Source organism: Pseudomonas oryzagri (assembly GCF_020831405.1).
Taxonomy (GTDB): domain Bacteria; phylum Pseudomonadota; class Gammaproteobacteria; order Pseudomonadales; family Pseudomonadaceae; genus Geopseudomonas; species Geopseudomonas oryzagri.
Map to the genome: position 1 here is coordinate 1 of NZ_JAJHPU010000046.1, position 23,601 is coordinate 23,601.

Annotated in this window: 37 protein-coding genes; 34 read left to right on the forward strand and 3 right to left on the reverse strand. The window is 63.0% G+C overall.

Annotated elements, in window-relative coordinates; genetic code table 11:
- The 29 genes from LMJ29_RS20245 to rplQ all read left to right on the forward strand — a co-directional run.
- Positions 1–129: EF-Tu C-terminal domain-related protein (locus LMJ29_RS20245; RefSeq protein ID WP_454824036.1), on the forward strand; the 129-nt coding region annotated here is incomplete at its 5' end.
- Between the two features lie 154 nt (positions 130–283).
- Positions 284–595: a 30S ribosomal protein S10 gene (gene rpsJ, locus LMJ29_RS20250; RefSeq protein WP_003103876.1), complete on the forward strand. Its 312-nt coding sequence runs from the start codon at positions 284–286 to the stop codon at positions 593–595.
- Between the two features lie 87 nt (positions 596–682).
- Positions 683–1,312 (forward strand): 50S ribosomal protein L3, encoded by a 630-nt coding sequence (gene rplC / locus LMJ29_RS20255; RefSeq protein WP_229607342.1) that lies wholly within the window; start codon positions 683–685, stop codon positions 1,310–1,312.
- Between the two features lie 15 nt (positions 1,313–1,327).
- On the forward strand, positions 1,328–1,930 hold the full coding sequence (gene rplD / locus LMJ29_RS20260) for a 50S ribosomal protein L4 (protein ID WP_229607343.1): 603 nt from the start codon (positions 1,328–1,330) through the stop codon (positions 1,928–1,930).
- A complete protein-coding gene (rplW, locus tag LMJ29_RS20265; RefSeq protein WP_229607344.1) occupies positions 1,927–2,229 on the forward strand; it encodes a 50S ribosomal protein L23 in 303 nt (100 codons plus the stop codon). The genes rplD and rplW overlap by 4 nt, the downstream gene beginning before the upstream one ends.
- A gap of 14 nt (positions 2,230–2,243) precedes the next feature.
- Positions 2,244–3,065, forward strand: a complete 822-nt coding sequence (gene rplB, locus LMJ29_RS20270) for a 50S ribosomal protein L2 (protein ID WP_229607345.1) — start codon at positions 2,244–2,246, stop codon at positions 3,063–3,065.
- A gap of 17 nt (positions 3,066–3,082) precedes the next feature.
- Positions 3,083–3,358: a 30S ribosomal protein S19 gene (gene rpsS, locus LMJ29_RS20275; protein WP_229607346.1), complete on the forward strand. Its 276-nt coding sequence runs from the start codon at positions 3,083–3,085 to the stop codon at positions 3,356–3,358.
- Positions 3,359–3,369: 11 nt separating this feature from the next.
- Positions 3,370–3,702 carry a 50S ribosomal protein L22 gene (gene rplV, locus LMJ29_RS20280; protein ID WP_090350203.1) on the forward strand — a complete coding sequence of 111 codons (333 nt, stop codon included), beginning with the start codon at positions 3,370–3,372 and terminating at the stop codon, positions 3,700–3,702.
- A 13-nt stretch (positions 3,703–3,715) separates the two neighbouring features.
- A complete protein-coding gene (rpsC, locus tag LMJ29_RS20285) occupies positions 3,716–4,402 on the forward strand; it encodes a 30S ribosomal protein S3 (protein WP_229607347.1) in 687 nt (228 codons plus the stop codon).
- Between the two features lie 14 nt (positions 4,403–4,416).
- The gene (gene rplP, locus LMJ29_RS20290; RefSeq protein WP_229607348.1) at positions 4,417–4,830 is read left to right on the forward strand and encodes a 50S ribosomal protein L16; all 414 of its coding nucleotides are present in this window, start codon (positions 4,417–4,419) and stop codon (positions 4,828–4,830) included.
- Positions 4,830–5,021, forward strand: a complete 192-nt coding sequence (gene rpmC, locus LMJ29_RS20295) for a 50S ribosomal protein L29 (protein WP_003093720.1) — start codon at positions 4,830–4,832, stop codon at positions 5,019–5,021. The genes rplP and rpmC overlap by 1 nt, the downstream gene beginning before the upstream one ends.
- A gap of 2 nt (positions 5,022–5,023) precedes the next feature.
- Positions 5,024–5,290, forward strand: coding sequence for a 30S ribosomal protein S17 (rpsQ, locus tag LMJ29_RS20300; RefSeq protein WP_229607349.1), 267 nt, complete (start codon positions 5,024–5,026; stop codon positions 5,288–5,290).
- 22 nt (positions 5,291–5,312) lie between these two features.
- On the forward strand, positions 5,313–5,681 hold the full coding sequence (gene rplN, locus LMJ29_RS20305; protein ID WP_090350193.1) for a 50S ribosomal protein L14: 369 nt from the start codon (positions 5,313–5,315) through the stop codon (positions 5,679–5,681).
- A gap of 12 nt (positions 5,682–5,693) precedes the next feature.
- Entirely contained in the window at positions 5,694–6,008 is a 315-nt protein-coding gene (gene rplX, locus LMJ29_RS20310; protein WP_229607350.1) for a 50S ribosomal protein L24, read from the forward strand.
- Between the two features lie 19 nt (positions 6,009–6,027).
- Positions 6,028–6,567: a 50S ribosomal protein L5 gene (rplE, locus tag LMJ29_RS20315; protein WP_229607351.1), complete on the forward strand. Its 540-nt coding sequence runs from the start codon at positions 6,028–6,030 to the stop codon at positions 6,565–6,567.
- Positions 6,568–6,580: 13 nt separating this feature from the next.
- Positions 6,581–6,886, forward strand: a complete 306-nt coding sequence (gene rpsN, locus LMJ29_RS20320; RefSeq protein WP_229607352.1) for a 30S ribosomal protein S14 — start codon at positions 6,581–6,583, stop codon at positions 6,884–6,886.
- A gap of 171 nt (positions 6,887–7,057) precedes the next feature.
- A complete protein-coding gene (rpsH, locus tag LMJ29_RS20325) occupies positions 7,058–7,450 on the forward strand; it encodes a 30S ribosomal protein S8 (protein WP_229607353.1) in 393 nt (130 codons plus the stop codon).
- 11 nt (positions 7,451–7,461) lie between these two features.
- On the forward strand, positions 7,462–7,995 hold the full coding sequence (gene rplF, locus LMJ29_RS20330; protein ID WP_229607354.1) for a 50S ribosomal protein L6: 534 nt from the start codon (positions 7,462–7,464) through the stop codon (positions 7,993–7,995).
- Between the two features lie 10 nt (positions 7,996–8,005).
- Positions 8,006–8,356, forward strand: coding sequence for a 50S ribosomal protein L18 (rplR, locus tag LMJ29_RS20335; protein ID WP_229607355.1), 351 nt, complete (start codon positions 8,006–8,008; stop codon positions 8,354–8,356).
- A 3-nt stretch (positions 8,357–8,359) separates the two neighbouring features.
- Entirely contained in the window at positions 8,360–8,860 is a 501-nt protein-coding gene (rpsE, locus tag LMJ29_RS20340; RefSeq protein ID WP_136491008.1) for a 30S ribosomal protein S5, read from the forward strand.
- 2 nt (positions 8,861–8,862) lie between these two features.
- Positions 8,863–9,045 (forward strand): 50S ribosomal protein L30, encoded by a 183-nt coding sequence (gene rpmD, locus LMJ29_RS20345; protein ID WP_090213051.1) that lies wholly within the window; start codon positions 8,863–8,865, stop codon positions 9,043–9,045.
- A gap of 3 nt (positions 9,046–9,048) precedes the next feature.
- Positions 9,049–9,483 (forward strand): 50S ribosomal protein L15, encoded by a 435-nt coding sequence (gene rplO / locus LMJ29_RS20350; protein ID WP_229607356.1) that lies wholly within the window; start codon positions 9,049–9,051, stop codon positions 9,481–9,483.
- Complete coding sequence (secY, locus tag LMJ29_RS20355) at positions 9,484–10,812, forward strand: preprotein translocase subunit SecY (protein ID WP_229607357.1); 1,329 nt, start codon at positions 9,484–9,486, stop codon at positions 10,810–10,812.
- 26 nt (positions 10,813–10,838) lie between these two features.
- Positions 10,839–10,955: a 50S ribosomal protein L36 gene (rpmJ, locus tag LMJ29_RS20360; protein WP_229607358.1), complete on the forward strand. Its 117-nt coding sequence runs from the start codon at positions 10,839–10,841 to the stop codon at positions 10,953–10,955.
- 128 nt (positions 10,956–11,083) lie between these two features.
- Positions 11,084–11,440, forward strand: coding sequence for a 30S ribosomal protein S13 (gene rpsM, locus LMJ29_RS20365; protein ID WP_090213056.1), 357 nt, complete (start codon positions 11,084–11,086; stop codon positions 11,438–11,440).
- A gap of 30 nt (positions 11,441–11,470) precedes the next feature.
- Entirely contained in the window at positions 11,471–11,860 is a 390-nt protein-coding gene (gene rpsK / locus LMJ29_RS20370) for a 30S ribosomal protein S11 (RefSeq protein ID WP_003093689.1), read from the forward strand.
- Between the two features lie 16 nt (positions 11,861–11,876).
- On the forward strand, positions 11,877–12,497 hold the full coding sequence (rpsD, locus tag LMJ29_RS20375) for a 30S ribosomal protein S4 (protein ID WP_229607359.1): 621 nt from the start codon (positions 11,877–11,879) through the stop codon (positions 12,495–12,497).
- 22 nt (positions 12,498–12,519) lie between these two features.
- Positions 12,520–13,521, forward strand: coding sequence for a DNA-directed RNA polymerase subunit alpha (locus LMJ29_RS20380; protein ID WP_229607360.1), 1,002 nt, complete (start codon positions 12,520–12,522; stop codon positions 13,519–13,521).
- Between the two features lie 45 nt (positions 13,522–13,566).
- Positions 13,567–13,956: a 50S ribosomal protein L17 gene (gene rplQ, locus LMJ29_RS20385; RefSeq protein WP_090350156.1), complete on the forward strand. Its 390-nt coding sequence runs from the start codon at positions 13,567–13,569 to the stop codon at positions 13,954–13,956.
- Positions 13,957–14,311: 355 nt separating this feature from the next.
- Here the strand turns inward: rplQ and uvrA are convergent, their stop codons facing one another.
- Positions 14,312–17,167 carry an excinuclease ABC subunit UvrA gene (gene uvrA, locus LMJ29_RS20390; RefSeq protein WP_229607361.1) on the reverse strand — a complete coding sequence of 952 codons (2,856 nt, stop codon included), beginning with the start codon at positions 17,165–17,167 and terminating at the stop codon, positions 14,312–14,314.
- A gap of 129 nt (positions 17,168–17,296) precedes the next feature.
- On the opposite strand from uvrA, the gene LMJ29_RS20395 reads away from it, so the two are divergent.
- The 4 genes from LMJ29_RS20395 to LMJ29_RS20410 are packed head-to-tail and all read left to right on the forward strand — an operon-like array spanning position 17,297 to position 21,010.
- A complete protein-coding gene (locus LMJ29_RS20395) occupies positions 17,297–18,682 on the forward strand; it encodes an MFS transporter (protein ID WP_229607362.1) in 1,386 nt (461 codons plus the stop codon).
- Between the two features lie 16 nt (positions 18,683–18,698).
- Complete coding sequence (locus LMJ29_RS20400; RefSeq protein WP_229607363.1) at positions 18,699–19,184, forward strand: single-stranded DNA-binding protein; 486 nt, start codon at positions 18,699–18,701, stop codon at positions 19,182–19,184.
- 19 nt (positions 19,185–19,203) lie between these two features.
- A complete protein-coding gene (locus tag LMJ29_RS20405) occupies positions 19,204–20,088 on the forward strand; it encodes a sugar nucleotide-binding protein (protein ID WP_229607364.1) in 885 nt (294 codons plus the stop codon).
- The gene (locus tag LMJ29_RS20410; protein WP_229607365.1) at positions 20,081–21,010 is read left to right on the forward strand and encodes an NAD-dependent epimerase/dehydratase family protein; all 930 of its coding nucleotides are present in this window, start codon (positions 20,081–20,083) and stop codon (positions 21,008–21,010) included. Before LMJ29_RS20405 ends, LMJ29_RS20410 begins: the two co-directional genes overlap by 8 nt.
- Before the next feature lie 109 nt (positions 21,011–21,119).
- Here LMJ29_RS20410 and LMJ29_RS20415 read toward each other — a convergent pair whose 3' ends face one another.
- The gene (locus LMJ29_RS20415; RefSeq protein WP_229607366.1) at positions 21,120–21,806 is read right to left on the reverse strand and encodes an OmpW/AlkL family protein; all 687 of its coding nucleotides are present in this window, start codon (positions 21,804–21,806) and stop codon (positions 21,120–21,122) included.
- A gap of 510 nt (positions 21,807–22,316) precedes the next feature.
- Between LMJ29_RS20415 and LMJ29_RS20420 the strand changes: the two genes are divergently transcribed.
- Complete coding sequence (locus LMJ29_RS20420) at positions 22,317–22,679, forward strand: hypothetical protein (RefSeq protein WP_229607367.1); 363 nt, start codon at positions 22,317–22,319, stop codon at positions 22,677–22,679.
- Between the two features lie 6 nt (positions 22,680–22,685).
- Here LMJ29_RS20420 and trxA read toward each other — a convergent pair whose 3' ends face one another.
- Positions 22,686–23,555: a thioredoxin gene (gene trxA / locus LMJ29_RS20425; protein ID WP_229607368.1), complete on the reverse strand. Its 870-nt coding sequence runs from the start codon at positions 23,553–23,555 to the stop codon at positions 22,686–22,688.
- Between the last annotated feature and the right edge of the window lie 46 nt (positions 23,556–23,601).

A 23,601-nucleotide genomic window follows, 5' to 3' on the forward strand; every position in this document is an offset into this window, starting at 1 on the left:
CCGGGTGACAACGTCAAGATGACCGTCACCCTGATCGCCCCGATCGCCATGGAAGACGGCCTGCGCTTCGCCATCCGCGAAGGTGGCCGTACCGTCGGCGCCGGCGTGGTTGCCAAGATCATCGAGTAATCGACGGTCTGTAAGCGAGAAAGCCCCCGCCTAATGCGGGGGCTTTCTCGTTTCTGCTCATTTGTTGACACCCTAGGGGGGCATCCGTACAATTGCGCCTCCTTTTACCGGGCGTATTCCGTCTGGTGGGAATAGCATAGAGTCTGAGGTCAAAATGCAAAACCAACAAATCCGTATTCGGTTGAAGGCTTTTGACCACCGCCTGATCGATCAATCTACCCAGGAAATCGTGGAAACCGCGAAACGTACTGGTGCTCAGGTCCGTGGTCCGATCCCCCTGCCGACCCGCAAGGAGCGGTTCACCGTGCTGATTTCTCCGCACGTCAACAAGGATGCGCGTGATCAGTACGAAATTCGTACCCACAAGCGTGTGCTCGACATCGTTCAGCCGACCGACAAGACCGTCGATGCGCTGATGAAGCTCGACCTTGCTGCTGGCGTCGAAGTACAGATCAGCCTCGGCTGAAATCCATCCCCGGATTTCAGTCGTGTAACGCTCTGAAATGGGCGGCCATAGCGGGTGAAAGCCCCGTACACTCAAGAGGTTTAAGACATGACTATTGGTGTAGTCGGTCGTAAGTGCGGCATGACCCGCATTTTCACCGAAGATGGTGTCTCTATTCCGGTTACGGTCATCGAGGTCGAGCCGAATCGCGTCACCCAGTTCAAAAGCGAAGAGAGCGATGGCTATCGCGCCGTGCAGGTGACTGTCGGCGAGCGTCGCGCCTCCCGTGTGACCAAGGCCCAGGCCGGTCACTTCGCCAAGGCCAATGTTGCTGCCGGTCGTGCTGTTCTGGAGTTCCGTCTTGAAGACGGCGAGTTCCAGGCTGGCGATCAGCTCACCGTTGAGCAGTTCCAGGCAGGTCAGCTGGTCGATGTGACCGGTCAGTCCAAGGGTAAAGGCTACGCCGGTACCATCAAGCGCTGGAACTTCCGCGGTCAGGACAACACCCACGGCAACTCCGTTTCCCACCGTGCTCCGGGTTCCATCGGCCAGTGCCAGACTCCTGGTCGAGTGTTCAAGGGCAAGAAGATGTCCGGTCATCTGGGCGCCGAGCGCGTGACCGTACAGTCCCTGGAAGTTGTTCGTGTCGATGCCGAGCGCAATCTGCTGCTGGTCAAGGGCGCTGTCCCGGGTGCCACTGGTGGTGACGTGATCGTGCGTCCGGCTGCCAAGGCTTAAGGGGAGATTCGAGAGATGCAACTGAATGTGAACGGTGCGCAGGCGATCGAAGTCTCCGAGCGTACCTTTGGTGGCGAGTTCAACGAGACCCTGGTGCACCAGGCAGTTGTTGCCTACATGGCTGGTGGCCGTCAGGGTTCCCGTGCCCAGCTGACCCGCGCCGAAGTGCGTGGCGGCGGCAAGAAGCCGTGGCGTCAGAAGGGTTCGGGCCGTGCCCGTGCCGGCTCCAGCCGTAGCCCGATCTGGCGTTCGGGTGGTGTGACCTTCGCGGCCAAGCCGCAGGATCACTCCCAGAAGCTCAACAAGAAGATGTACCGTGCCGCCCTGCGCTCGATCCTGAGCGAGCTGGTGCGTCAGGAGCGTCTGATCGTTGTCGAGGACTTCGCCGTCGAGGCGCCGAAGACCAAGGCTCTGGTGAGCAAGCTGGGCGGTCTGGGTCTGAACGACGTGCTGATCGTGACCGAGGCGGTCGATGAAAACCTGTACCTGGCAGCGCGTAACCTGCCGCACGTCGACGTACGTGATGCACAGGGCTCCGACCCCGTCAGCCTGATCGCCTACGACAAGGTGCTGGTCACCGTGTCCGCCGTGAAGAAATTCGAGGAGCTGCTGGGATGAACCAGGAACGCGTATTCAAAGTGCTGGTTGGCCCGCACATCTCCGAGAAGGCCACGACCCTTGCCGATGGCAAGAGCCAGTTCGTTTTCAAGGTTGCTACCGACGCAACCAAGCTGGAAATCAAAAAGGCCGTCGAAACCCTGTTCGGTGTCAAGGTCGAGCGCGTCAGCACCCTGAACGTCAAGGGCAAGACCAAGCGCACTGCGCGTGGCTTCGGCAAGCGCAACGACTGGAAAAAGGCGTACATCGCCCTCCAGCCGGGCCAGGATCTCGATTTCACCAGCGGCGCCGCTGAGTAAGGTAGGAGTGCATCATGGCAATCGTTAAATGCAAGCCGACTTCCGCTGGCCGTCGCTTCGTGGTCAAGGTAGTCAATGCCGACCTGCACAAGGGCGCTCCGTACGCTCCGCTGGTCGAGAAGAAGAGCAAGACTGGCGGTCGTAACAACAACGGCCGCATCACCACCCGCCACATCGGCGGTGGTCACAAGCAGCACTATCGTCTGGTCGACTTCCGTCGTGACAAGGATGGCATTCCTGCCATCGTTGAGCGCGTGGAATACGATCCGAACCGTACTGCCCACATCGCCCTGCTGAAGTACGCAGACGGCGAGCGTCGTTACATCATCGCGCCGAAAGGCGTGAGCGCTGGCGACCAGCTGATCTCCGGTGCCCATGCGCCGATCAAGGCCGGCAACAGCCTGCCGCTGCGCAACATCCCGGTCGGTTCCACCATTCATGGTATCGAGCTGAAGCCGGGCAAGGGTGCTCAGATCGCGCGTTCCGCCGGTGCCTCCGTGCAGCTGGTCGCTCGTGAAGGTGCCTACGTGACTCTGCGTCTGCGCTCCGGCGAGATGCGCAAAGTCCTGGCCGAGTGCCGTGCGACCCTGGGCGAAGTCTCGAACTCCGAGCACAGCCTGCGTTCGCTGGGCAAGGCCGGTGCCAAGCGCTGGAAAGGTATCCGTCCGACCGTTCGTGGTGCCGCCATGAACCCGGTTGACCACCCGCATGGTGGTGGTGAAGGTCGTACCTCCGGTGGCCGTCATCCGGTATCGCCGTGGGGCTTCCCGACCAAGGGCGCGAAGACCCGTTCCAACAAGCGCACCGACAACATGATTGTCCGTCGCCGCAAGTAACGTAGAGGGATACGACAGTGCCGCGTTCTCTGAAAAAAGGTCCGTTTATCGATCTTCACCTCATCAAGAAGGTCGAAGTGGCGGTGGAAAAGAACGACCGTAAGCCGATCAAAACCTGGTCGCGTCGTTCGATGATTCTGCCGCAGATGGTCGGTCTGACCATCGCCGTGCATAACGGTCGTCAACATGTCCCGGTTCTGGTGAACGAAGACATGGTCGGCCACAAACTCGGCGAGTTCGCTGCTACCCGCACCTATCGCGGGCATGCTGCGGACAAGAAAGCCAAGCGTTAAGGGGTAAGGAAATGGAAGTAGCCGCTAAGTTGTCGGGCGCTCGCATCTCCGCCCAGAAAGCCCGCTTGGTCGCCGACCAGATCCGCGGGAAGAAGGTGGGTGAAGCGCTCAATCTGCTGGCATTCAGCAGCAAGAAAGCCGCCGCCATCGTCAAGAAGGTGCTGGAGTCGGCTGTCGCCAACGCCGAGCACAATGAGGGCGCAGACGTGGACGACCTGAAGGTCTCCACCGTTTTCGTCAACGAAGGGCGCTCGCTGAAGCGCATCATGCCGCGCGCCAAGGGCCGTGCTGATCGCATCGTCAAGCGGTCTTGCCATATCACTGTCAAGGTTGCGGACAAGTAACGGAGTCGATCAGATGGGTCAGAAAGTACATCCCACTGGCATTCGCCTGGGCATCGTCAAGGAGCACACCTCGGTCTGGTACGCTGACAAGCGCACCTATGCCGACTACCTGTTCGCGGACCTGCAGGTTCGTGAATACCTCCAAGACAAACTAAAAAGCGCGTCCGTGAGCCGTATCGACATCGCTCGTCCGGCTCAGACTGCCCGCATCACCATCCACACCGCCCGTCCCGGTATCGTGATCGGCAAGAAAGGTGAGGATGTCGAGAAGCTGCGTCAGGACCTGACCAAGCAGATGGGTGTGCCGGTGCACATCAACATCGAAGAGATCCGCAAGCCGGAACTCGACGCCATGCTGGTTGCACAGAGCGTGGCTCAGCAGCTGGAGCGTCGCGTGATGTTCCGTCGCGCCATGAAGCGCGCCGTACAGAACGCCATGCGCATTGGTGCCAAAGGCATCAAGATCCAGGTGAGCGGTCGTCTGGGTGGTGCGGAAATCGCACGTACCGAATGGTACCGCGAAGGTCGTGTGCCCCTGCACACCCTGCGCGCAGACATCGACTACAACACCTACGAAGCGCACACCACCTACGGTGTGATCGGTGTGAAGGTTTGGATCTTCAAGGGCGAGGTCATTGGTGGCCAGCACGAAGAGCTCAAGCCGGCAGCACCTGCGCCTCGCAAAAAAGCTGCTAAGTAAGAGGAGTACGCAACATGCTGCAACCCAAGCGTACAAAATTCCGCAAGCAGATGACCGGCCACAACCGTGGTCTGGCTCACCGCGGTAGCAAGGTCAGCTTCGGCGAGTTCGCGCTGAAGTCCGTCAGCCGTGGCCGTCTGACTGCTCGTCAGATCGAAGCTGCCCGTCGTGCTCTCACTCGTCACGTCAAGCGTGGCGGCAAGATCTGGATCCGCGTGTTCCCGGACAAGCCCGTTACCAAGAAGCCCCTGGAAGTTCGTATGGGTAAAGGTAAGGGTGGCGTCGAGTACTGGGTTGCCCTGATCCAGCCGGGCAAGGTCCTGTACGAGATCGAGGGTGTTTCCGAAGAGCTGGCTCGCGAGGCGTTCGCGCTGGCTGCTGCAAAGCTGCCGCTCGAGACCACCTTTGTTAAGCGGACGGTGATGTGATGAAAGCGAACGAACTTCGTGAAAAATCCGTTGAGCAGCTGAACGAGCAACTGCTCGGCCTGCTGCGCGACCAGTTCAATCTGCGCATGCAGAAGGCAACTGGCCAGTTGGGGCAGTCTCACCTGCTCTCGCAAGTGAAGCGCGACATCGCTCGCGTGAAAACTGTGCTCAACCAGCAAGCAGGTAAGTAATCATGGCTGAAGCTCAGAACACCGTCCGCACGCTGACCGGCAAAGTCGTCAGCGACAAAATGGACAAGACCATCACCGTCCTGATCGAGCGCCGCGTAAAGCACCCGATCTACGGTAAATACGTGAAGCGTTCGACCAAGCTGCACGCCCACGACGAAACCAACCAGTGCCGCATGGGTGACCTCGTCACCATCCGCGAGACTCGTCCGCTGGCCAAGACCAAGGCCTGGACCCTGGTGGAAATCGTCGAACGTGCCGTGGAAGTCTAAGGACTAAGGGTCGGAGAAAGATATGATTCAGACTCAATCCATGCTCGACGTCGCCGACAACAGCGGTGCTCGTCGCGTTATGTGCATCAAGGTCCTTGGTGGCTCGCATCGTCGCTACGCCGGCATTGGCGACATCATCAAGGTGACCGTGAAGGAAGCGATTCCGCGCGGCAAGGTGAAAAAAGGCCAGGTGATGAGCGCTGTGGTCGTTCGCACCCGCCACGGTGTGCGTCGTCCGGATGGCTCGATCATCCGCTTCGATGGCAACGCCGCGGTCCTGCTGAACAACAAGCAGGAGCCCATCGGCACCCGTATCTTTGGCCCGGTGACCCGTGAACTTCGTGGTGAGAAGTTCATGAAGATCGTCTCCCTGGCCCCCGAAGTACTCTAAGGAGTAGCCGTCATGCAAAAGATTCGTCGTGACGACGAAGTCATCGTCATCGCCGGCAAGGATAAGGGCAAGCGTGGCAAGGTGCTGAAGGTGCTGGCCGACGACCGTCTGGTCGTAGGTGGTATCAACCTCGTCAAGCGCCATACCAAGCCGAACCCGATGCTGGGCGTTCAAGGCGGTATCGTCGAGAAAGAAGCGCCGCTGCACGTTTCCAACGTTGCGATCTTCAACGGCGAAACCAACAAGGCTGACCGCGTTGGTTTCAAGGTCGAAGACGGCAAGAAAATTCGTGTCTTCAAGTCCACCCAGAAGCCGGTTGGCGCTTGAGAATCATAGGTAAATCACCATGGCACGATTGAAAGAGATTTATCGGAACGAAATCGCTCCCAAGCTGAAGGAAGACCTGAAGCTGAGCAACGTGATGGAAATTCCGCGCATCACCAAAATCACCCTGAACATGGGCGTGGGCGAAGCGATCGGTGACAAGAAAGTCATCGAGAATGCCCTGGCCGACATGGAAAAGATCGCCGGCCAGAAGCCGGTGGTCACCATGGCGCGCAAGTCGGTTGCGGGCTTCAAAGTCCGTGAAGGCTGGCCGATCGGTATCAAGGTGACCCTGCGTGGCGATCGCATGTACGAGTTCCTGGATCGTCTGATCACCATCTCCCTGCCGCGCGTGCGTGACTTCCGCGGCCTGAATGCCAAGTCCTTCGACGGCCGCGGCAACTACAGCATGGGCGTGAAAGAGCAGATCATCTTCCCGGAAATCGATTACGACAAGATCGATGCGCTGCGTGGTATGGACATCACCCTGACCACCACCGCCCGTACCGATGATGAAGGCCGCGCCCTGCTGCGCGCCTTCAAATTCCCGTTCCGCAACTGATTGGAGTCGGAAAATGGCCAAAACGAGCATGAAGAACCGTGAGCTGAAGCGTCAGCAAACGGTGGCGAAGTACGCTAAAAAGCGTGCCGAGCTGAAAGCTGTCATTGCCAGCCCGAACTCCACTCCGGAGCAGCGCTGGGAAGCCCTGGTAGCCCTGCAAAAGCAGCCGCGCGATGCATCGCCGAGCCGCCTGCGCAACCGCTGCCGCATCACTGGTCGCCCGCACGGCTTCTACCGCAAGTTCGGCCTGAGCCGTAACAAGCTGCGTGAAGCCGCCATGCGTGGTGATGTACCGGGTCTGGTCAAGGCCAGCTGGTAAGATGTCGGTCCCGGGTCAGCCCGGGACCCGCGTCAACGAATCAAGCCCCTTTTGGGGCTTGATTCGTTTCTGGCCAGTCTCTAGAATATCCGGCTCGCCCGAGCCTGGCATTTGTTCAGGCGCGGGCACATACGGCCGAAAGGCTTTTTTTGTTTCAGGAGCATCAAGCCCATGAGTATGCAGGACCCGTTAGCGGACATGCTAACTCGTATCCGTAATGCCCAGATGGCTGAGAAGACTGTGGTAACCATGCCGTCTTCCAAGCTGAAGGCAGCAGTCGCCAAAGTTCTGAAGGACGAAGGCTACATCGCGGATTTCCAGGTCAGCGGCGAAGTCAAGCAGCAGCTGTCCATCGAGCTCAAGTACTTCGAAGGCAAGCCGGTCATCGAAGAGCTCAAGCGCGTCAGCCGTCCCGGTCTGCGCCAGTACAAGGGTGTCGAGCAGTTGCCGAAAGTTCGTGGCGGCCTCGGCGTGTCCATCGTCTCCACCAACAAAGGTGTGATGACTGACCGCGCTGCGCGCGCTGCCGGTGTCGGCGGCGAAGTGCTCTGCACCGTGTTCTAAGGGGGAACAGCATGTCTCGCGTTGCTAAGAACCCCATCAGCCTGCCCGCCGGCGTCGAAGTCAAGCTGGCCGGTCAGCAGCTGTCCATCAAGGGTGCCAAGGGCACTCTGGAGCTGAAAGTGCATCCGTCCGTGGAGGTGATCCAGGACGGCGCCGAGCTGCGTTTCGCAGCCCGCAATGGCGATCAGCAGACTCGCGCCATGGCCGGTACCACTCGTGCCCTGGTCAACAACATGGTAGTGGGCGTCAGCCAGGGCTTCGAGCGCAAGCTCCAGCTGGTCGGCGTCGGTTACCGCGCCCAGGCCAAAGGCAGTGTTCTGTCGCTGGCCCTTGGCTTCTCCCATCCGGTTGAGTATGAGCTGCCGGAAGGCATCACTGCCGAGACCCCGAGCCAGACCGATATCCTGATCAAGGGCATCGACAAGCAAGTGGTCGGCCAGGTGGCTGCTGAGATCCGCGATTTCCGTCGTCCGGAGCCGTACAAAGGCAAAGGCGTCCGTTACGCTGACGAAGTAGTCCGTCGTAAAGAAGCCAAGAAGAAGTAGGGCATAGCAAATGAGCGACAAGAAAGTTATCCGTCTGCGTCGCGCTCGCCAGGCACGCCTGAAGATGCGCGAGCTGGAGGCCGTACGCCTTTGCGTGTACCGCTCTTCCCAGCACATGTACGCCCAGGTCATTTCGGCCGACGGCGGCAAGGTCCTGGCCAGCGCCTCGACTCTGGACAAAGAGCTGCGTGGCACTGCCACCGGCAACGTCGAAGCAGCCAAGAAGGTTGGCCTGCTGGTGGCCGAGCGCGCGAAAGCCGCTGGTGTCACCCAGGTCGCATTCGACCGTTCTGGCTTCAAGTACCACGGTCGTGTGAAAGCACTGGCCGATGCTGCTCGTGAAGGCGGGCTGGAGTTCTAAGACATGGCGAACAACGAGCAGAAGCGCGACGAAGGCTACATCGAGAAGCTGGTTCAGGTTAACCGCGTTGCCAAGACCGTCAAGGGCGGCCGTATCTTCACCTTCACCGCGCTGACCGTGGTGGGTGACGGCAAGGGCCGTGTCGGTTTCGGTCGCGGCAAATCCCGCGAAGTGCCGGCTGCCATCCAGAAGGCGATGGAAGCTGCACGCCGCAACATGATCCAGGTGGACCTGAACGGTACCACCCTGCAGTACCCGATCAAGTCCGCCCATGGCGCCTCCAAGGTGTACATGCAGCCGGCTTCCGAGGGTACCGGTGTCATCGCCGGCGGCGCCATGCGTGCCGTTCTGGAAGTGGCCGGTGTGCACAACGTTCTGGCCAAGTGCTACGGCTCGACCAACCCGGTGAACGTGGTGTACGCCACCTTCAAGGGTCTGAAGAGCATGCAGTCTCCGGACTCCGTGGCGGCCAAGCGTGGCAAGAGCGTCGAGGAGATTCTCTGATCATGTCGAATGCCAAGATCAAGGTCACGCTGATCAAGAGCGTGAACGGCCGTCTGGCCAACCACAAGGCGTGCGTCAAGGGTCTCGGCCTGCGTCGCATCAACCACACCGTAGAGGTCCTGGATACTCCCGAAAACCGCGGGATGATCAACAAGGCCTACTACCTGCTGCGTGTGGAGGGTTAATCCATGCAACTTAACGATCTGCGTTCCGCGCCGGGTGCCCGTCGCGAAAAGCATCGTCCGGGTCGTGGCATCGGTAGCGGCCTGGGCAAGACCGGTGGCCGCGGCCACAAGGGTCAGACCTCGCGTACCGGTGGCAAGATTGCTCCCGGCTTCGAGGGCGGCCAACAGCCGCTGCACCGCCGTCTGCCGAAGTTCGGCTTCACCTCCCTGAAGGCCATGGATCGTGCGGAAATCCGCACTTCCGAGCTGGCCAAGGTGGAAGGCGATGTCGTGACTCTGCAGTCGCTGAAGGATGCCAACCTGGTCAACCAGCACGTACAGCGCGTCAAAGTCATGCTGTCCGGCGAGGTTGCCCGTGCGGTCACCCTGAAGGGCATTGCCGTCACCAAAGGTGCACGTGCAGCCATCGAAGCAGCTGGCGGCAAAATCGAGGACTAAATGGCTAAGCAAGGTGCTCTCTCCGCGCTCAGCAATGGCGGACTGTCCGAGCTCTGGGCTCGTTTGCGTTTCCTGTTCATGGCGATCATCGTCTATCGGATCGGCGCGCACATCCCGGTGCCCGGTATCAATCCTGACCGGCTGGCCGAGCTGTTCCGGCAGAACGAGGGGACCATTCTTAGCCTGTTCAACATGTTTTCCGGCGGCGCGCTGGAGCGCATGAGCATCTTTGCGCTGGGGATCATGCCGTACATCTCGGCATCGATCATCATGCAGCTCATGACCGCGATCAGTCCGCAGCTGGAGCAGTTGAAGAAGGAAGGTGAGGCTGGTCGTCGCAAGATCAGCCAGTACACCCGCTATGGCACCGTCATCCTGGCGCTGGTCCAGGCCACCGGCATGTCCGTTGGCTTGGCCGGTCAGGGTGTGGCGTTCAGCACCGGCTTCAGCTTCTATTTCCTGGCGGTGACCACCTTCGTGGCTGGTGCGCTGTTCATGATGTGGCTGGGCGAGCAGATCACCGAGCGGGGCGTCGGCAACGGCATCTCGATGCTGATCTTCTCCGGTATTGTCGCCGGCCTGCCGGCCGCCATCGGGCAATCCTTCGAGTCCGCGCGCCAGGGCGATATCAACATCTTCGCTCTGATCGCCGTCGCTCTGCTGGCGGTCGCCATTATCGGCTTCGTGGTGTTCATCGAGCGTGGCCAGCGCCGCATTGCGGTGCACTACGCCAAGCGTCAGCAGGGCCGCAAGGTCTTCGCGGCGCAGACCAGTCACCTGCCGCTGAAGGTGAACATGGCCGGCGTGATTCCGGCGATCTTTGCCAGCAGCATCCTGCTGTTCCCGGCCTCTCTGGGTGCCTGGTTCGGTCAGGGTGAGGGCATGAGCTGGATGCAGGACGTCGCCCAGGCCATCGCTCCCGGGCAGCCCTTGAACATTCTGCTGTTTAGTGCAGGGATCATCTTCTTCTGCTTCTTCTACACGGCATTGATGTTCAATCCGAAGGATGTGGCGGAAAACCTGAAGAAGTCCGGTGCATTCATTCCGGGTATCCGTCCCGGCGAGCAGTCCGCGCGTTATATCGATGGCGTGCTGACCCGCTTGACCATGTTCGGTGCTCTGTACATGACGGCCGTGTGCCTGCTGCCGCAGTTCCTGGTGGTGGCTGCCAACGTGCCGTTCTACCTTGGCGGGACCTCGTTGCTGATCGTTGTGGTCGTTGTGATGGACTTCATGTCCCAAGTACAATCGCACCTCGTTTCGCACCAGTACGATTCCCTGATGAAGAAAGCCAACCTGAAGAGCTACGGCGGCGGCATGCTGCGCTGAAGCCCGTAAGGTTCGAGGAGTAACTGATGAAAGTTCGTGCATCGGTCAAGAAGCTGTGCCGCAACTGCAAGATCGTGCGTCGCGACGGCGTCGTCCGCGTGATCTGCAGCGTGGAACCGCGTCACAAGCAGCGCCAAGGCTGAGTGTGATCTGCGAGCCAGCCCGGCAGCTAGTGCGCTGCCGGGTTGATTATTTGTTATTACAGCGTTAATATCCTCGCCCTTTTCTTGGCTTCCGGGGCGCGGATAGCTGTCAATTGGAGTTTTTCTGAATGGCCCGTATTGCAGGCGTCAACATTCCGGATAACAAACACACTGTTATCTCGCTGACCTACATCTATGGTGTTGGTCGCACTACCGCGCAGAGCATCTGCGCCGCTACCGGTGTCAATCCGGCCGCGAAAATCAAGGATCTGTCCGACGAGCAGATCGAGCAGCTGCGTGGCGAAGTTGCCAAGCTCACCACCGAGGGTGACCTGCGCCGCGAAATCAACATGAACATCAAGCGCCTGATGGACCTCGGCTGCTACCGTGGCCTGCGTCATCGTCGCGGCCTGCCGGTTCATGGTCAGCGCACCAAGACCAACGCCCGTACCCGCAAGGGTCCGCGCAAGCCGATCCGCAAGTAATCGCATCCGCGAATCGACAGGAATATAGTCATGGCAAAACCTGCTGCTCGTCCTCGTAAGAAAGTCAAAAAGACGGTGGTTGATGGCATCGCCCACATCCACGCGTCCTTCAACAATACCATCGTGACCATCACTGATCGTCAGGGCAACGCGCTGTCCTGGGCGACCTCCGGTGGTTCCGGTTTCCGCGGCTCGCGTAAGAGCACTCCGTTCGCTGCCCAGGTGGCGGCCGAGCGCGCCGGTCAGGCCGCTCTGGAGTACGGCCTGAAGAACCTCGACGTGAACGTCAAGGGTCCGGGTCCGGGTCGTGAGTCCGCTGTGCGTGCCCTGAACGCCTGCGGTTACAAGATTGCCAGCATCACCGACGTGACGCCGATCCCGCACAACGGGTGCCGTCCGCCGAAGAAGCGTCGCGTGTAATAGGAGACAGTGAAGAATGGCTCGTTACATTGGTCCGAAATGCAAACTGTCCCGTCGCGAAGGCACTGACCTGTTCCTGAAGAGCGGCGCTCGCGCTCTGGAATCCAAGTGCAACATCGAATCCGCTCCGGGTATCCATGGCCAGCGCCGTGGTCGTCTGTCCGAATACGGCACCCAGCTGCGTGAGAAGCAGAAGGTTCGCCGCATTTACGGCGTGCTGGAGCGTCAGTTCAGCGGTTACTACAAGGAAGCCAGCCGTCGCAAGGGCTCCACTGGCGAGAACCTGCTGCAGCTGCTCGAGTGCCGCCTGGACAACGTAATCTACCGTATGGGCTTTGGCGCTACTCGTGCCGAGTCCCGTCAGCTGGTTTCGCACAAGGCCATCACCGTCAACGGTCAGACCGTCAACATCCCGTCTTACCAAGTCAAGGCTGGCGACGTCGTCGCTGTCCGCGAGAAGGCCAAGAACCAGCTGCGTATCGCCCAGGCTCTGGAGCTGTGCGCCCAGCGTGGCCGCGTTGAGTGGGTGGAAGTTGATGCCGAGAAGAAGTCCGGCGTGTTCAAGAGCGTGCCGGCTCGCAGCGACCTGTCCGCTGACATCAACGAAAACCTGATTGTCGAGCTCTACTCCAAGTAAGAGCTAGAAAATAGGTGCATCCATGCAGAGTTCGGTAAATGAGTTTCTGACCCCCCGTCATATCGACGTTCAGGTGGTCAGCCCGACCCGCGCCAAGATCACGCTCGAGCCTCTCGAGCGCGGTTTTGGTCACACCCTGGGCAACGCGCTGCGCCGCATCCTGTTGTCCTCCATGCCTGGCTGCGCAGTGGTTGAGGCTGAAATCGATGGCGTGCTCCACGAGTACAGCGCCATCGAAGGTGTTCAGGAAGACGTCATCGAAATCCTGCTCAACCTGAAAGGCCTGGCCATCAAGCTGCACGGCCGCGATGAAGTGACGCTGACCCTGGCGAAGAAGGGGCCGGGTGCGGTGACCGCTGCCGATATTCAGCTGGATCACGATGTCGAGATCGTCAATGGTGACCACGTCATCGCCCACCTGGCGGACAACGGCGCCCTGAACATGCGTCTGAAAGTGGCGCGCGGCCGTGGCTACGAGCCCGCCGACGCCCGCCAGAGCGACGAGGACGAGAGCCGTTCGATCGGCCGCCTCCAGCTCGACGCCTCGTTCAGCCCGGTCCGCCGTCTGGCTTACGTGGTCGAAAGCGCGCGTGTCGAGCAGCGTACCAACCTGGACAAGCTGGTACTCGACCTGGAAACCAACGGTACCCTGGATCCCGAAGAGGCCATCCGTCGTGCCGCGACCATCCTGCAGCAGCAGCTGGCCGCGTTCGTCGACCTCAAGGGTGACAGCGCTCCGGTGGTGGAAGAGCAGGAAGACGAGATCGATCCGATCCTGCTGCGCCCCGTCGACGATCTGGAACTGACCGTGCGTTCGGCCAACTGCCTGAAGGCAGAGAACATCTACTACATCGGTGACCTGATTCAGCGCACCGAAGTAGAGCTGCTCAAGACGCCGAACCTGGGCAAGAAGTCCCTGACCGAGATCAAGGACGTTCTGGCTTCCCGCGGTCTTTCCCTCGGCATGCGCCTCGACAACTGGCCGCCGGCAAGTCTTAAGAAGGATGACAAGGCGACTGCCTGATCGTCCCTGATAACCGAACTCAAGGTTTGGTAAGGAATTTCAATCATGCGTCATCGTAAAAGTGGCCGTCACCTGAGCCGCACCAGCGCCCACCGCAATGCCATGTTCCAGAACATGGCGGTGTCGCTGTTCGAACACGAGCTGATCAAGACCACCCTGCCCAAGGCGAAAGAGCTGCGTCGCGTTGCCGAGCCGCTGATCACCCTGGCCAAGGAAGACAGCGTCGCCAACCGTCGTCTGGCTTTCGACCGCACCCGTTCCAAGGCTGCTGTCGGCAAGCTGTTCAACGAGCTGGGCAAGCGTTACGCCAACCGTCCGGGCGGCTACCTGCGCATCCTCAAGTGCGGTTTCCGCGCTGGCGACAACGCCCCCATGGCGTACGTCGAGCTGGTTGACCGTCCGGTCGCCGGTGCTGTGGAAGCAGCTGCCGAGTAAGATCGGGTGATTCACAAGAAACCGGGCCTAGTGCCCGGTTTTTTGTTGCCTGCAGTTTTTCGATAGGACGTCACCAATCGATCGCTTTTGATCGATCAATTCGACGCTTTGCGAGGGCGATATGAGCCTTTCCCTTGCTCGTAGGTGCCGTCCTACGCGTTGTCGCTGCCGGCCCGCGTGATGCGCTGCCGCTGCAGGCGCCTGGGAGTTGATCGAGGCGCTCGGGCAACGAAAACATTTTTCGTTCGCGACCTGCGGAAGTTCTCCGAGCGGATCCACGCCCGGAACGCCGCCCGCGTATTCCGTCGTCGCGAGGCGGGACTTCCCACCGCCAGGTGCCTCCCTGGCGGGTGAGTCAGGCCCTGTCGCGCTCCAGCAGCGGCCCGAGGAAGCGCCCGGTGTGCGATTGCGTCATGGCGGCCACCTGTTCCGGTGTCCCGGTAGCGATGATCTGTCCGCCGCGCGAACCACCCTCGGGGCCGAGGTCGACCAGCCAGTCGGCCGTCTTGATCACGTCCAGGTTGTGTTCGATGACCACCACGGTGTTGCCGTGGTCTCGCAGGCGATGCAGCACATCGAGCAACTGCTGGATATCGGCGAAGTGCAGGCCGGTGGTCGGCTCGTCGAGGATGTACAGGGTCTTGCCGGTGTCGCGCTTGGACAGTTCGCGGGACAGCTTGACCCGCTGAGCCTCGCCGCCGGACAGGGTGGTGGCGCTCTGCCCCAGCTTGATATAGGCGAGGCCGACGTCGATCAGCGTCTGCAGCTTGCGCGCTACCGCCGGCACCGGGTCGAAGAAGGCGCGGGCCTCCTCGATGGTCATCTCCAGCACCTCGTGGATATTCCTGCCCTTGTACTTCACCTCGAGGGTCTCGCGGTTGTAACGCTTGCCCTTGCAGACGTCGCAGGGCACGTAGATGTCGGGCAGGAAGTGCATCTCCACCTTGATCACCCCGTCGCCCTGGCAGGCTTCGCAGCGTCCTCCCTTGACGTTGAAGGAGAAGCGTCCGGGGCCGTAGCCGCGCGAGCGCGACTCCGGCACGCCGGCGAACAGCTCGCGGATCGGCGTGAACAGTCCTGTGTAGGTGGCCGGGTTGGAGCGCGGCGTGCGGCCGATCGGGCTCTGGTCGATGTCGACCACCTTGTCGAGGTGCTGCAGGCCGTCGAGGCCGGCGTGGGGCGCGGCCTCGAGCGATTCGGCGCCGTTCAGCGCGCTGGCGGCCAGCGGGAACAGGGTGTTGTTGATCAGTGTCGACTTGCCCGAACCGGATACCCCGGTGACGCAGGTCATCAGGCCGAGCGGGAGCTCCAGGTCGACGCCGCGCAGGTTGTTGCCGCGCGCGCCATTCAGGCGCAACAGCTTGTGCGCGTCGCGCGGCGTGCGGCGCTCCGGCACGGCGATCTTCACCCGTCCGGACAGGTACTTGCCGGTCAGCGAGTCGGGATGCGCCATCACCTCGGCCGGGCTGCCCTGGGCGACGATCTGGCCGCCATGCACGCCGGCGCCGGGACCGATGTCGACCACGTAGTCGGCCAGACGGATGGCGTCCTCGTCGTGCTCGACCACGATCACCGTGTTGCCGAGGTTGCGCAGGTGGGTGAGGGTGGCCAGCAGGCGCTCGTTGTCGCGCTGGTGCAGGCCGATGGATGGCTCGTCGAGAATGTACATGACGCCGACCAGGCCGGCGCCGATCTGGCTGGCCAGGCGGATGCGCTGCGCCTCGCCGCCGGACAGGGTGTCGGCGCTGCGGTCGAGGGTCAGGTAGTCGAGACCGACGTTAACCAGAAACTGCAGGCGTTCGCGGATCTCCTTGAGGATCTTCGCGGCGATCTCGCCGCGCCGCCCGCTCAGGGCGAGCCCCGCGAAATAGCCGCTGGCCTCGCCCACGGGGAGGCCGGTGACCGCCGGCAGAGTCTTGTCGCCGACCCACACGTGGCGTGCCTCGCGGCGCAGGCGAGTGCCACGGCAGTCGGGGCAGGGCTGGGTGCTGAGCAGCTTGGCCAGCTCCTCGCGCACGCTGGTCGACTCCGTCTCGCGATAGCGGCGCTCGAGATTGGGCACGATGCCCTCGAACGGGTGGGCGCGCCTGACGATGTCGCCACGGTCGTTGAGATAGCGGAACTCCACCGCCTCGCGGCCGCTGCCATGCAGCAGCACCTTCTGCACCGCCACCGGCAGGTCGTCGAACGGCGCCTCGAGGCTGAACTCGTAGTGCGCGGCCAGCGAGCCGAGCATCTGGAAGTAGTAGACGTTGCGTCGGTCCCAGCCGCGGATCGCGCCCTCCGCGAGACTCAGCCCGCCGTTGACCAGCCGGCGTGGATCGAAGAATTGCTTGACGCCCAGGCCGTCGCAGCTCGGGCAGGCGCCGGCCGGGTTGTTGAAGGAGAACAGCTTGGGCTCCAGTTCGCCGATCGAGTGGCCGCAGTGCGGGCAGGCGAAGCGCGCCGAGAAGATGATCTCCGCGCCGCCGCCATCCTGCTCCTGGTCGTCGTCGGCGGGCAACGGCGCGACCAGGGCAATGCCGTCGGCCAGCTTGAGGGCGGTCTCGAACGACTCGGCCAGGCGCTGCTGCAGGTCGCCGCGCACCTTGAAGCGGTCGACCACCACGTCGATGCTGTGCTTCTTTTGCTTTTCCAGCTTGGGCAGTTCGTCCAGCTCGTACAGGCGGCCGTCGACGCGCGCCCGCACGAAGCCTTGGGCGCGCAGCTCCTCGAACACCGACAGGTGCTCGCCCTTGCGTTCGCGGATCACCGGGGCGAGCAGCATCAGCCTGCTGCCTTCCTCCAGGGCGAGCACCTGGTCGACCATCTGGCTGACGGTCTGCGCTTCCAGCGGCACGTCGTGCTCGGGGCAGCGCGGCGTACCGACGCGGGCATAGAGCAGGCGCAGGTAGTCGTAGATTTCGGTGATGGTGCCCACCGTGGAGCGCGGGTTGTGCGAGGTGGATTTCTGCTCGATGGAGATCGCCGGCGACAGACCCTCGATGGTATCGACGTCGGGCTTCTCCATCATCGACAGAAACTGCCTGGCATAGGCGGACAGCGATTCCACGTAGCGGCGCTGACCCTCGGCGTACAGGGTATCGAAGGCCAGCGACGACTTGCCCGAGCCGGACAGGCCGGTGATCACGATCAGCTTGTCGCGTGGCAGGGTAAGGTCGACGTTCTTCAGGTTGTGGGTACGCGCCCCACGGATCAGGATCTGGTCCACTGCAGCCTCGCATGGCGGGCGGAAAAGCCCGGAGTATACGGCCGCCTTCGGCCGAGCGGCAAAGCGCCGCGCCTGTGCCGGGGCGGGCTGTGCTGTTAGAATTGCGCCCCCGATTTTCGAGGTGTTGTCATGCACGATCCGCACTCCGAACGCATGAGTCCGACCGAGCAGCGCGCGGCTGTCGGTCTGGCTTCGGTGTTCGCCTTCCGCATGCTCGGCATGTTCATGGTGCTGCCGGTGCTGGCGACCTACGGTCAGGACCTGGCCGGCGCCACGCCGCTGCTGATCGGCCTGGCCATCGGCGCCTACGGCCTGACTCAGGCCGTGCTGCAGATCCCCTTCGGCGTCGTCTCCGACCGCATCGGCCGCCTGCCGGTGATCTACGTCGGCCTGTTGATCTTCGCCGCCGGTGCGGCGCTGGCGGCGAATGCCGACTCCATCTGGGGCGTGATCGCCGGACGCGTGCTGCAGGGCGCCGGGGCCATCTCCGCGGCGGTGATGGCACTGCTTTCCGACCTGACCCGCGAGCAGCACCGCACCAAGGCCATGGCGCTGATCGGCATGAGCATCGGCCTGTCGTTCGCCGCCGCCATGGTGATCGGCCCGCTGCTGACCCGCGCCTTCGGTCTCGCCGGACTGTTCTGGGTCACCGCCGGCATGGCCCTGCTGGGCATCCTGATCATCGCCGTGCTGGTGCCCAAGCCGCAGCACGCCCTGCAGCACCGCGAGTCCGGTGTGGCGCGTCAGGCATTGTGGCCGACCCTGCGCCATCCCGAATTGCTGCGCTTGGACTTCGGCATCGCCGCGCTGCACGCCATTCTCATGGCCAGCTTCGTCGCCCTGCCGCTGGCGCTGGTGGAGCGGGGCGGCCTGCCCAAGGAAGAGCACTGGTGGGTCTATCTGGTTGGCCTGCTGGTCGGCTTCTTCGCGATGATCCCGTTCATCATCTATGGCGAGCGGCGCCGTCGGATGAAGCGCGTGCTGGTCGGCGCGGTGAGTGTACTGCTGCTCTGCGAGTTGTTCTTCTGGCAGCTCGGCACCGGGCTGACCGCACTGGTGATCGGCACGCTGGTGTTCTTCACCGCCTTCAACCTGCTGGAAGCCTCGCTGCCGTCGCTGATCAGCAAGATGGCGCCGGCCGGCGGCAAGGGCACGGCGATGGGCGTGTATTCCACCAGCCAGTTCCTCGGCGCTGCACTGGGCGGCCTGCTTGGCGGCTGGCTGTTCGAGCAGGGCGGGGTGACCGTGGTGTTCCTCGGCTGTGCGCTGCTCGCTGCCCTCTGGCTGGGGTTTGCTGCTACTATGCGCGAACCGCCGTATGTGACCAGTCTGCGCCTGTCGCTGTCTCCGGAAGCCCTGCGCGAAGCAGGACTGGTCGAGCGTTTGAAGGCAGTTCCCGGCGTGGCCGATGCTGTCGTGGTGGCCGAGGAGGCCGCCCTTTATATCAAGCTGGATGCCCAACAAGTGGATCGCACGTCCATCGAGCGCCTGATCAACGCGGCGCCGGCGTGCTGAAGCTGAGGAGAGAATCATGGCCCGTGGGGTTAACAAAGTCATTCTGGTGGGTAACGTCGGTGGCGACCCGGAAACCCGTTACCTGCCCAACGGCAATGCGGTGACCAACATCACCCTGGCCACCAGCGACAGCTGGAAGGACAAGCAGACCGGCCAGTTGCAGGAGCGCACCGAGTGGCACCGCGTGGTGTTCTTCGGCAAGGTCGCCGAGATCGCCGGCGAGTACCTGCGCAAGGGCTCCCAGGTCTACGTCGAAGGCCGCCTGCAGACCCGCAAGTGGCAGGACCAGTCCGGTCAGGACCGCTATACCACCGAAATCGTCGTGGACATGAACGGCACCATGCAGCTGCTTGGCGGCCGCGGCAATGCCGGCGACGACGCCCCGCGCGCGCCCCGTGCGCCGCGCGAACAGCAGCAGGCACCGGCGCGTCCGGCCCCGCAGCAGCCGGCCGCCCAGCCGGCGCCGGACTACGACAGCTTCGACGACGACATCCCGTTCTGAGCCGAGGTAGTCCATCACGATGCGCATGCGCCTGATGCTGCTGGGCGGCGGTAATGCCCTTGGACAGGCGCTACTGCGCCAGGGTGCGGAGGAGAACATCGAGTTCCTCGCCCCCGTGCCCCCGTCGCAAGGCTGGGATCCCGCCAGCCTGACCAGCCTGCTGGACGAGCAGCGTCCGCAGGCGCTGGTCAACCTGGCGTACTACCACGACTGGTTCCAGGCCGAGCAGGTCGAGGCAGAGCGGCTGTTCGTCCAGGAACGCGCCATCGACCGTCTGGCCGAGCTGTGCCTGCACCACGACGTGATCCTGCTGCAGCCCTCCAGCTACAAGGTGTTCGACGGCATGCGCACCACCGCCTACAGCGAGAAGGACGATGTCAGTCCGCTCAGCCTGCGCGGACAGGCGCTGTGGCGCTTCGAGCAGAATGTGCGGGCGAACTGCCCGCGCCATGTCCTGTTGCGCTTCGGCTGGCTGCTCGACGAAAGCACCGACGGACGCCTGGGCCGCCTGCTGCGGGGGGCCGAGAGCGGCGCACCGCTGTACCTCGCCGATGACCGGCGCGGCAATCCGACCCCCGTGGACGATGCCGCGCGGGTGATCCTCTCGGTGCTCAAGCAGCTCGACTGCAATGCGCCGCTGTGGGGCACCTATCACTATGGCGGCATCGAGGCGACCACCAGCCTGGCCCTCGGCCAGGCCGCTCTCGCCGAGGCGCGCCGTCATCGTCAGGAGATCGCCCAGGACGTGACCCCGCAAGCCCACGCCGAACGCCCGGATGCTCCGGACGAGCCGCAGCATGCGGTGCTCGCCTGCAAGAAGATCCTCAACACCTTCGGCATCAAGCCGCGCTCCTGGCGGGCCGTTCTGCCGGCCTTGCTCGACCGCTACTACCGTCATGGCTGAGTCGCGCATCCTGGTGACCGGCGGAGCCGGTTTCATCGGCTCGCATCTGGCCGATGCCTTGCTGGCGCGCGGCCATGCCGTGCGCGTGCTGGACAACCTGTCCAGCGGCCGGCGCGCCAATCTGGCGCTGGACCATCCGCGTCTGGAGCTGGTGGTGGGCGACGTCGCCGATCCGGCGGTCGTGCGCAGGGCGCTGACCGGCTGTACGGCGGTGGCCCATCTCGCCGCGGTCGCCTCGGTGCAGGCCTCGGTGGAGGACCCGGTCGCCACCCACCGTAGCAACTTCATCGGCACCCTGAGCCTGTGCGAGGCCATGCGCGAGCAGGGCGTGCGACGGGTGCTGTTCGCCTCCAGCGCGGCGGTGTACGGACAGAACGGCGAAGGTACGGCCATCGACGAGGACACCATCAAGGCACCCTTGACCCCCTACGCGGTCGACAAGCTGGCCAGCGAGCATTACCTCGACTTCTATCGCCGCCAGCACGGCCTCGAGCCTGCGGTGTTCCGCTTCTTCAACATCTTCGGTCCGCGCCAGGATCCGTCCTCGCCGTACTCGGGGGTGATCAGCATCTTCGCCGAGCGGGCCCGCGCCGGTCAGCCGATCACCGTGTTCGGCGACGGCGAACAGACCCGCGACTTCGTCTACGTCGCCGATCTGGTGGCGCTGCTGGTGCAGGCGCTGGAGGCGCCGCAGGCGGTGGCGGGCGCGTTGAACGTCGGGCTCGGTCGCGCCACCAGTCTCAACCAGCTGCTGGCGAGCCTCGGCGAGCTGCTCGGTGGTCTGCCGCCGGTGAGTCATGCCCCGGCCCGCGCGGGCGACATCCGCCACTCGCGGGCGGACAATCGGCGCCTGTTGGCCCACTTCGCCTTCGCCGAACCCACCTCGATCCGCGACGGCCTGGCGCGTCTTCTAGCCTGCTGAGCGTCGGCGGAAGAACTTTCCTCCGCGCGGCTCGGGTAACCCCCTCTGAAACGACAAAAGGCACCTTCCGGTGCCTTTTGCGTTCCTACCGCTGGGGTTTGCGGGTCGATCAGAACTTGTAGCCGAGGCCGACCATGTAGACCATCGGGTCGACGTCCACGTCCACTTTGACATCTGCGCCGCCAAAGGAGGTGGTAGCTTCGGTGTCGATGTCGATGTAGCGCACCTGGGCGTTGAGCAGGACGTTGTCGCTCAGCATGAAGTCCATGCCCACCTGGGCGGCCAGGCCCCAGGAGTCGTCCACATCCAGGCCGCTGAAGCCTTTGGCTTCGGCCGAGCTGTCCAGCTTGTCGTCGAAGAACCAGGTGTAGTTGATGCCCAGGCCGGCGTAGGGCTGGAAGGCGGACTGGCTGTCCAGCGGGTAGTAGACCACGCTCAGGGTCGGCGGCAGGTGCTTGAGCTCGCCCAGATCGCCATTCAGGCCGGCGAAGGGACCGCCGAAGCCTTTGACGCCCACATCATGGGTGAACGGAGTGGCTGCCAGCAGCTCGATACCGACGTTGTTGGTCAGCATGTAGGCGAAGTTCAGGCCCAGCTGGGTGTCGCTGTCCAGAGTGGCCTTGGTGCCGGGCACGCTGGTGGACAGGGCGCCGACGTAGATATCGCTGCTGTCTTCGTGCGGGTCGACGGTAATGGCGCCGGCGCGAACGAGAATGTCGCCGGCTTCGAAGGCGTTGGCCATGGGTGCCGCTACGGCCAGAGCCAGCAGGGAAGCGCTGAGAGTTTTGCGAATCATGATGAACTCCGATCAATAAGTATTGGCTTGGGTTGAATATTACCGGGCGCGGTCGCGAATTTTTTTTGATCCAGCTCAAGAGTTGTCAGGCAAAGGAAAAGGCATGGGCGTTTTGTTGACCCAGCGCAAATGGATATCGCTCTGAAATGCCCATTGCGTCAATGTTTACATATGTAATCAACGACTTATGGAGTGGCGCGGGAGCTGCGGGAGTTGTCCCGCATGTCCACTTGTAAACTGTGGATATGCGTGCGTTGATCCAGCGCAACAATAATGGCCAACGCTTTGGACAGCCGGCACGGCATTGATCCAGGACAAGGGTTTATATCCACTTGCAGCGTGCGTGTATCGGTGCGCGGATCAGGGTGGAAAAGCGCGGGCCAGGCATCATGACCGCACGGTTCTTCGCAGCGGTGTGTCGAGCCACGAGTCGACGCTGATGGTGAGCATCGGCTTGGCGGCGATGCGGGTGCATGGGAGCATGGGCCCAGTCACAGAGAGGGTGAAAGGGTGCGGATACGTGGACGGATCGGCGACTGGCCGGTGGATCTGACGGTGGAGCTGGAGGCGGCGGAGTGGGCGCTACTGGCGGAGCGGCTGGCGCCTGCTGCAGTCGGGGCACCTGCGCCGCCACTGGAACCGACGCCCGCGGCGGCCACTACGGGCGGCGAGCGCCTGTGGGCGCTGGCGCAGGAGTTGCTACGCCGTGCCGGCAGCATGGAGGGTCCGCAACTGTTCGCCGAGCTGAGCGCCCTGGCCGGCGGCGAGGAACCCGGCAAGCGTCTGCTGGTGCGCCTGCGCCACTGCCCGCACGTGGAGGTGCAGGGGGGCGGCGATGCGCCGGTCTATCGCTGGACCGGCGCGGACGCCTAGGCGAACTCAGTACAACGCTTGGTACAGCTTGCGGCGGTAGTTGATCACCAGGGGGTGCTCCTTGCCGAGCAGGTCGAACACCTGGACCAGGGTCTTGCGCGGCAGGTCGTCGGCGTAGCCGCGATTGCGCATGAACAGGCGCAGCAGTCCCTCCAGGGCGACCTCGTACTGCTGGCGGGAGAGCTGGTGGATGGCCAACTGGTAGGCCGCCTCGTCGTCGGCGGCGTCCTGGGCCAGGCGGGTTTTCAGCTCGGCGACCTCGGGCAGGCTGGCGACCTGGCGCAGGAAGGTCAGCTGGGCGCGGGCGCCGGCCAGCGCCTGCTTGTGCTCGTCGCCCTTCACCGCATCCAGCACCGCCTGCGCCTCGTCCGGCGCGCCGCGCTCGGCCAGGCAGCGCGCATAGAGGATCAGCGCGGCGGCGTTCTGGTTGTCCTCGGTGAGCAGCTGCTGGAGCAGTTGCTCGGCGGCGGCGATCTCCCCGGCCGCGTACTGGGCGCGGGCGCTTTCCAGCAGGTCGGCCTGCGGCGCGGCCGGTTCGGCGACATGCGGCTGGAGCATGGCGCGGATCGCCGACTCCGGCTGCGCGCCGGCGAAGCCGTCGACCGGCTGGCCATCCTTGAACAGCACCACGGTGGGCAGGCTGCGGATGCCGAAACGCATGACGATGTCCTGCTCGACGTCGCAGTTGACCTTGGCCAGCAGCAGTTCGCCCTGGTAGCCCTCGGCGATCTTCGCCAGCAGCGGCATCAGCGCCTTGCACGGCGAGCACCAGTCGGCCCAGAAGTCCACCAGCACCGGCTTGTGGAAGGAGTTCTCGATCACCAGCTGTTCGAAGCTGGTGGTGGTGACGTCGAAGATGTACGGGGTTGCGCTCATCGTGACTCTCGAAGAGGGGCCTGGCGGGCAGGCGCGGGAACAATGC

What these genes read in the sequence shown, in the direction of transcription:
- rpmC (WP_003093720.1), top strand. Translation starts at nt 4,830, where the DNA reads ATGAAAGCGAACGAACTTCGTGAAAAATCCGTTGAGCAGCTGAACGAG.
- rplC (WP_229607342.1), top strand. Translation starts at nt 683, where the DNA reads ATGACTATTGGTGTAGTCGGTCGTAAGTGCGGCATGACCCGCATTTTC.
- rplB (WP_229607345.1), top strand. Translation starts at nt 2,244, where the DNA reads ATGGCAATCGTTAAATGCAAGCCGACTTCCGCTGGCCGTCGCTTCGTG.
- LMJ29_RS20405 (WP_229607364.1), top strand. Translation starts at nt 19,204, where the DNA reads ATGCGCATGCGCCTGATGCTGCTGGGCGGCGGTAATGCCCTTGGACAG.
- LMJ29_RS20410 (WP_229607365.1), top strand. Translation starts at nt 20,081, where the DNA reads ATGGCTGAGTCGCGCATCCTGGTGACCGGCGGAGCCGGTTTCATCGGC.
- LMJ29_RS20395 (WP_229607362.1), top strand. Translation starts at nt 17,297, where the DNA reads ATGCACGATCCGCACTCCGAACGCATGAGTCCGACCGAGCAGCGCGCG.
- rplP (WP_229607348.1), top strand. Translation starts at nt 4,417, where the DNA reads ATGCTGCAACCCAAGCGTACAAAATTCCGCAAGCAGATGACCGGCCAC.
- rplO (WP_229607356.1), top strand. Translation starts at nt 9,049, where the DNA reads ATGCAACTTAACGATCTGCGTTCCGCGCCGGGTGCCCGTCGCGAAAAG.
- rplD (WP_229607343.1), top strand. Translation starts at nt 1,328, where the DNA reads ATGCAACTGAATGTGAACGGTGCGCAGGCGATCGAAGTCTCCGAGCGT.
- trxA (WP_229607368.1), bottom strand. Translation starts at nt 23,555, where the DNA reads ATGAGCGCAACCCCGTACATCTTCGACGTCACCACCACCAGCTTCGAA.
- LMJ29_RS20380 (WP_229607360.1), top strand. Translation starts at nt 12,520, where the DNA reads ATGCAGAGTTCGGTAAATGAGTTTCTGACCCCCCGTCATATCGACGTT.
- rpsC (WP_229607347.1), top strand. Translation starts at nt 3,716, where the DNA reads ATGGGTCAGAAAGTACATCCCACTGGCATTCGCCTGGGCATCGTCAAG.
- rpsH (WP_229607353.1), top strand. Translation starts at nt 7,058, where the DNA reads ATGAGTATGCAGGACCCGTTAGCGGACATGCTAACTCGTATCCGTAAT.
- rplR (WP_229607355.1), top strand. Translation starts at nt 8,006, where the DNA reads ATGAGCGACAAGAAAGTTATCCGTCTGCGTCGCGCTCGCCAGGCACGC.
- rpmJ (WP_229607358.1), top strand. Translation starts at nt 10,839, where the DNA reads ATGAAAGTTCGTGCATCGGTCAAGAAGCTGTGCCGCAACTGCAAGATC.
- rpsQ (WP_229607349.1), top strand. Translation starts at nt 5,024, where the DNA reads ATGGCTGAAGCTCAGAACACCGTCCGCACGCTGACCGGCAAAGTCGTC.
- LMJ29_RS20400 (WP_229607363.1), top strand. Translation starts at nt 18,699, where the DNA reads ATGGCCCGTGGGGTTAACAAAGTCATTCTGGTGGGTAACGTCGGTGGC.
- rpsJ (WP_003103876.1), top strand. Translation starts at nt 284, where the DNA reads ATGCAAAACCAACAAATCCGTATTCGGTTGAAGGCTTTTGACCACCGC.
- rplV (WP_090350203.1), top strand. Translation starts at nt 3,370, where the DNA reads ATGGAAGTAGCCGCTAAGTTGTCGGGCGCTCGCATCTCCGCCCAGAAA.
- rpsM (WP_090213056.1), top strand. Translation starts at nt 11,084, where the DNA reads ATGGCCCGTATTGCAGGCGTCAACATTCCGGATAACAAACACACTGTT.
- rpsE (WP_136491008.1), top strand. Translation starts at nt 8,360, where the DNA reads ATGGCGAACAACGAGCAGAAGCGCGACGAAGGCTACATCGAGAAGCTG.
- LMJ29_RS20415 (WP_229607366.1), bottom strand. Translation starts at nt 21,806, where the DNA reads ATGATTCGCAAAACTCTCAGCGCTTCCCTGCTGGCTCTGGCCGTAGCG.
- secY (WP_229607357.1), top strand. Translation starts at nt 9,484, where the DNA reads ATGGCTAAGCAAGGTGCTCTCTCCGCGCTCAGCAATGGCGGACTGTCC.
- rplW (WP_229607344.1), top strand. Translation starts at nt 1,927, where the DNA reads ATGAACCAGGAACGCGTATTCAAAGTGCTGGTTGGCCCGCACATCTCC.
- rpsD (WP_229607359.1), top strand. Translation starts at nt 11,877, where the DNA reads ATGGCTCGTTACATTGGTCCGAAATGCAAACTGTCCCGTCGCGAAGGC.
- rplE (WP_229607351.1), top strand. Translation starts at nt 6,028, where the DNA reads ATGGCACGATTGAAAGAGATTTATCGGAACGAAATCGCTCCCAAGCTG.
- rplX (WP_229607350.1), top strand. Translation starts at nt 5,694, where the DNA reads ATGCAAAAGATTCGTCGTGACGACGAAGTCATCGTCATCGCCGGCAAG.
- rpsK (WP_003093689.1), top strand. Translation starts at nt 11,471, where the DNA reads ATGGCAAAACCTGCTGCTCGTCCTCGTAAGAAAGTCAAAAAGACGGTG.
- rpsN (WP_229607352.1), top strand. Translation starts at nt 6,581, where the DNA reads ATGGCCAAAACGAGCATGAAGAACCGTGAGCTGAAGCGTCAGCAAACG.
- rplQ (WP_090350156.1), top strand. Translation starts at nt 13,567, where the DNA reads ATGCGTCATCGTAAAAGTGGCCGTCACCTGAGCCGCACCAGCGCCCAC.
- rplF (WP_229607354.1), top strand. Translation starts at nt 7,462, where the DNA reads ATGTCTCGCGTTGCTAAGAACCCCATCAGCCTGCCCGCCGGCGTCGAA.
- rpmD (WP_090213051.1), top strand. Translation starts at nt 8,863, where the DNA reads ATGTCGAATGCCAAGATCAAGGTCACGCTGATCAAGAGCGTGAACGGC.
- rplN (WP_090350193.1), top strand. Translation starts at nt 5,313, where the DNA reads ATGATTCAGACTCAATCCATGCTCGACGTCGCCGACAACAGCGGTGCT.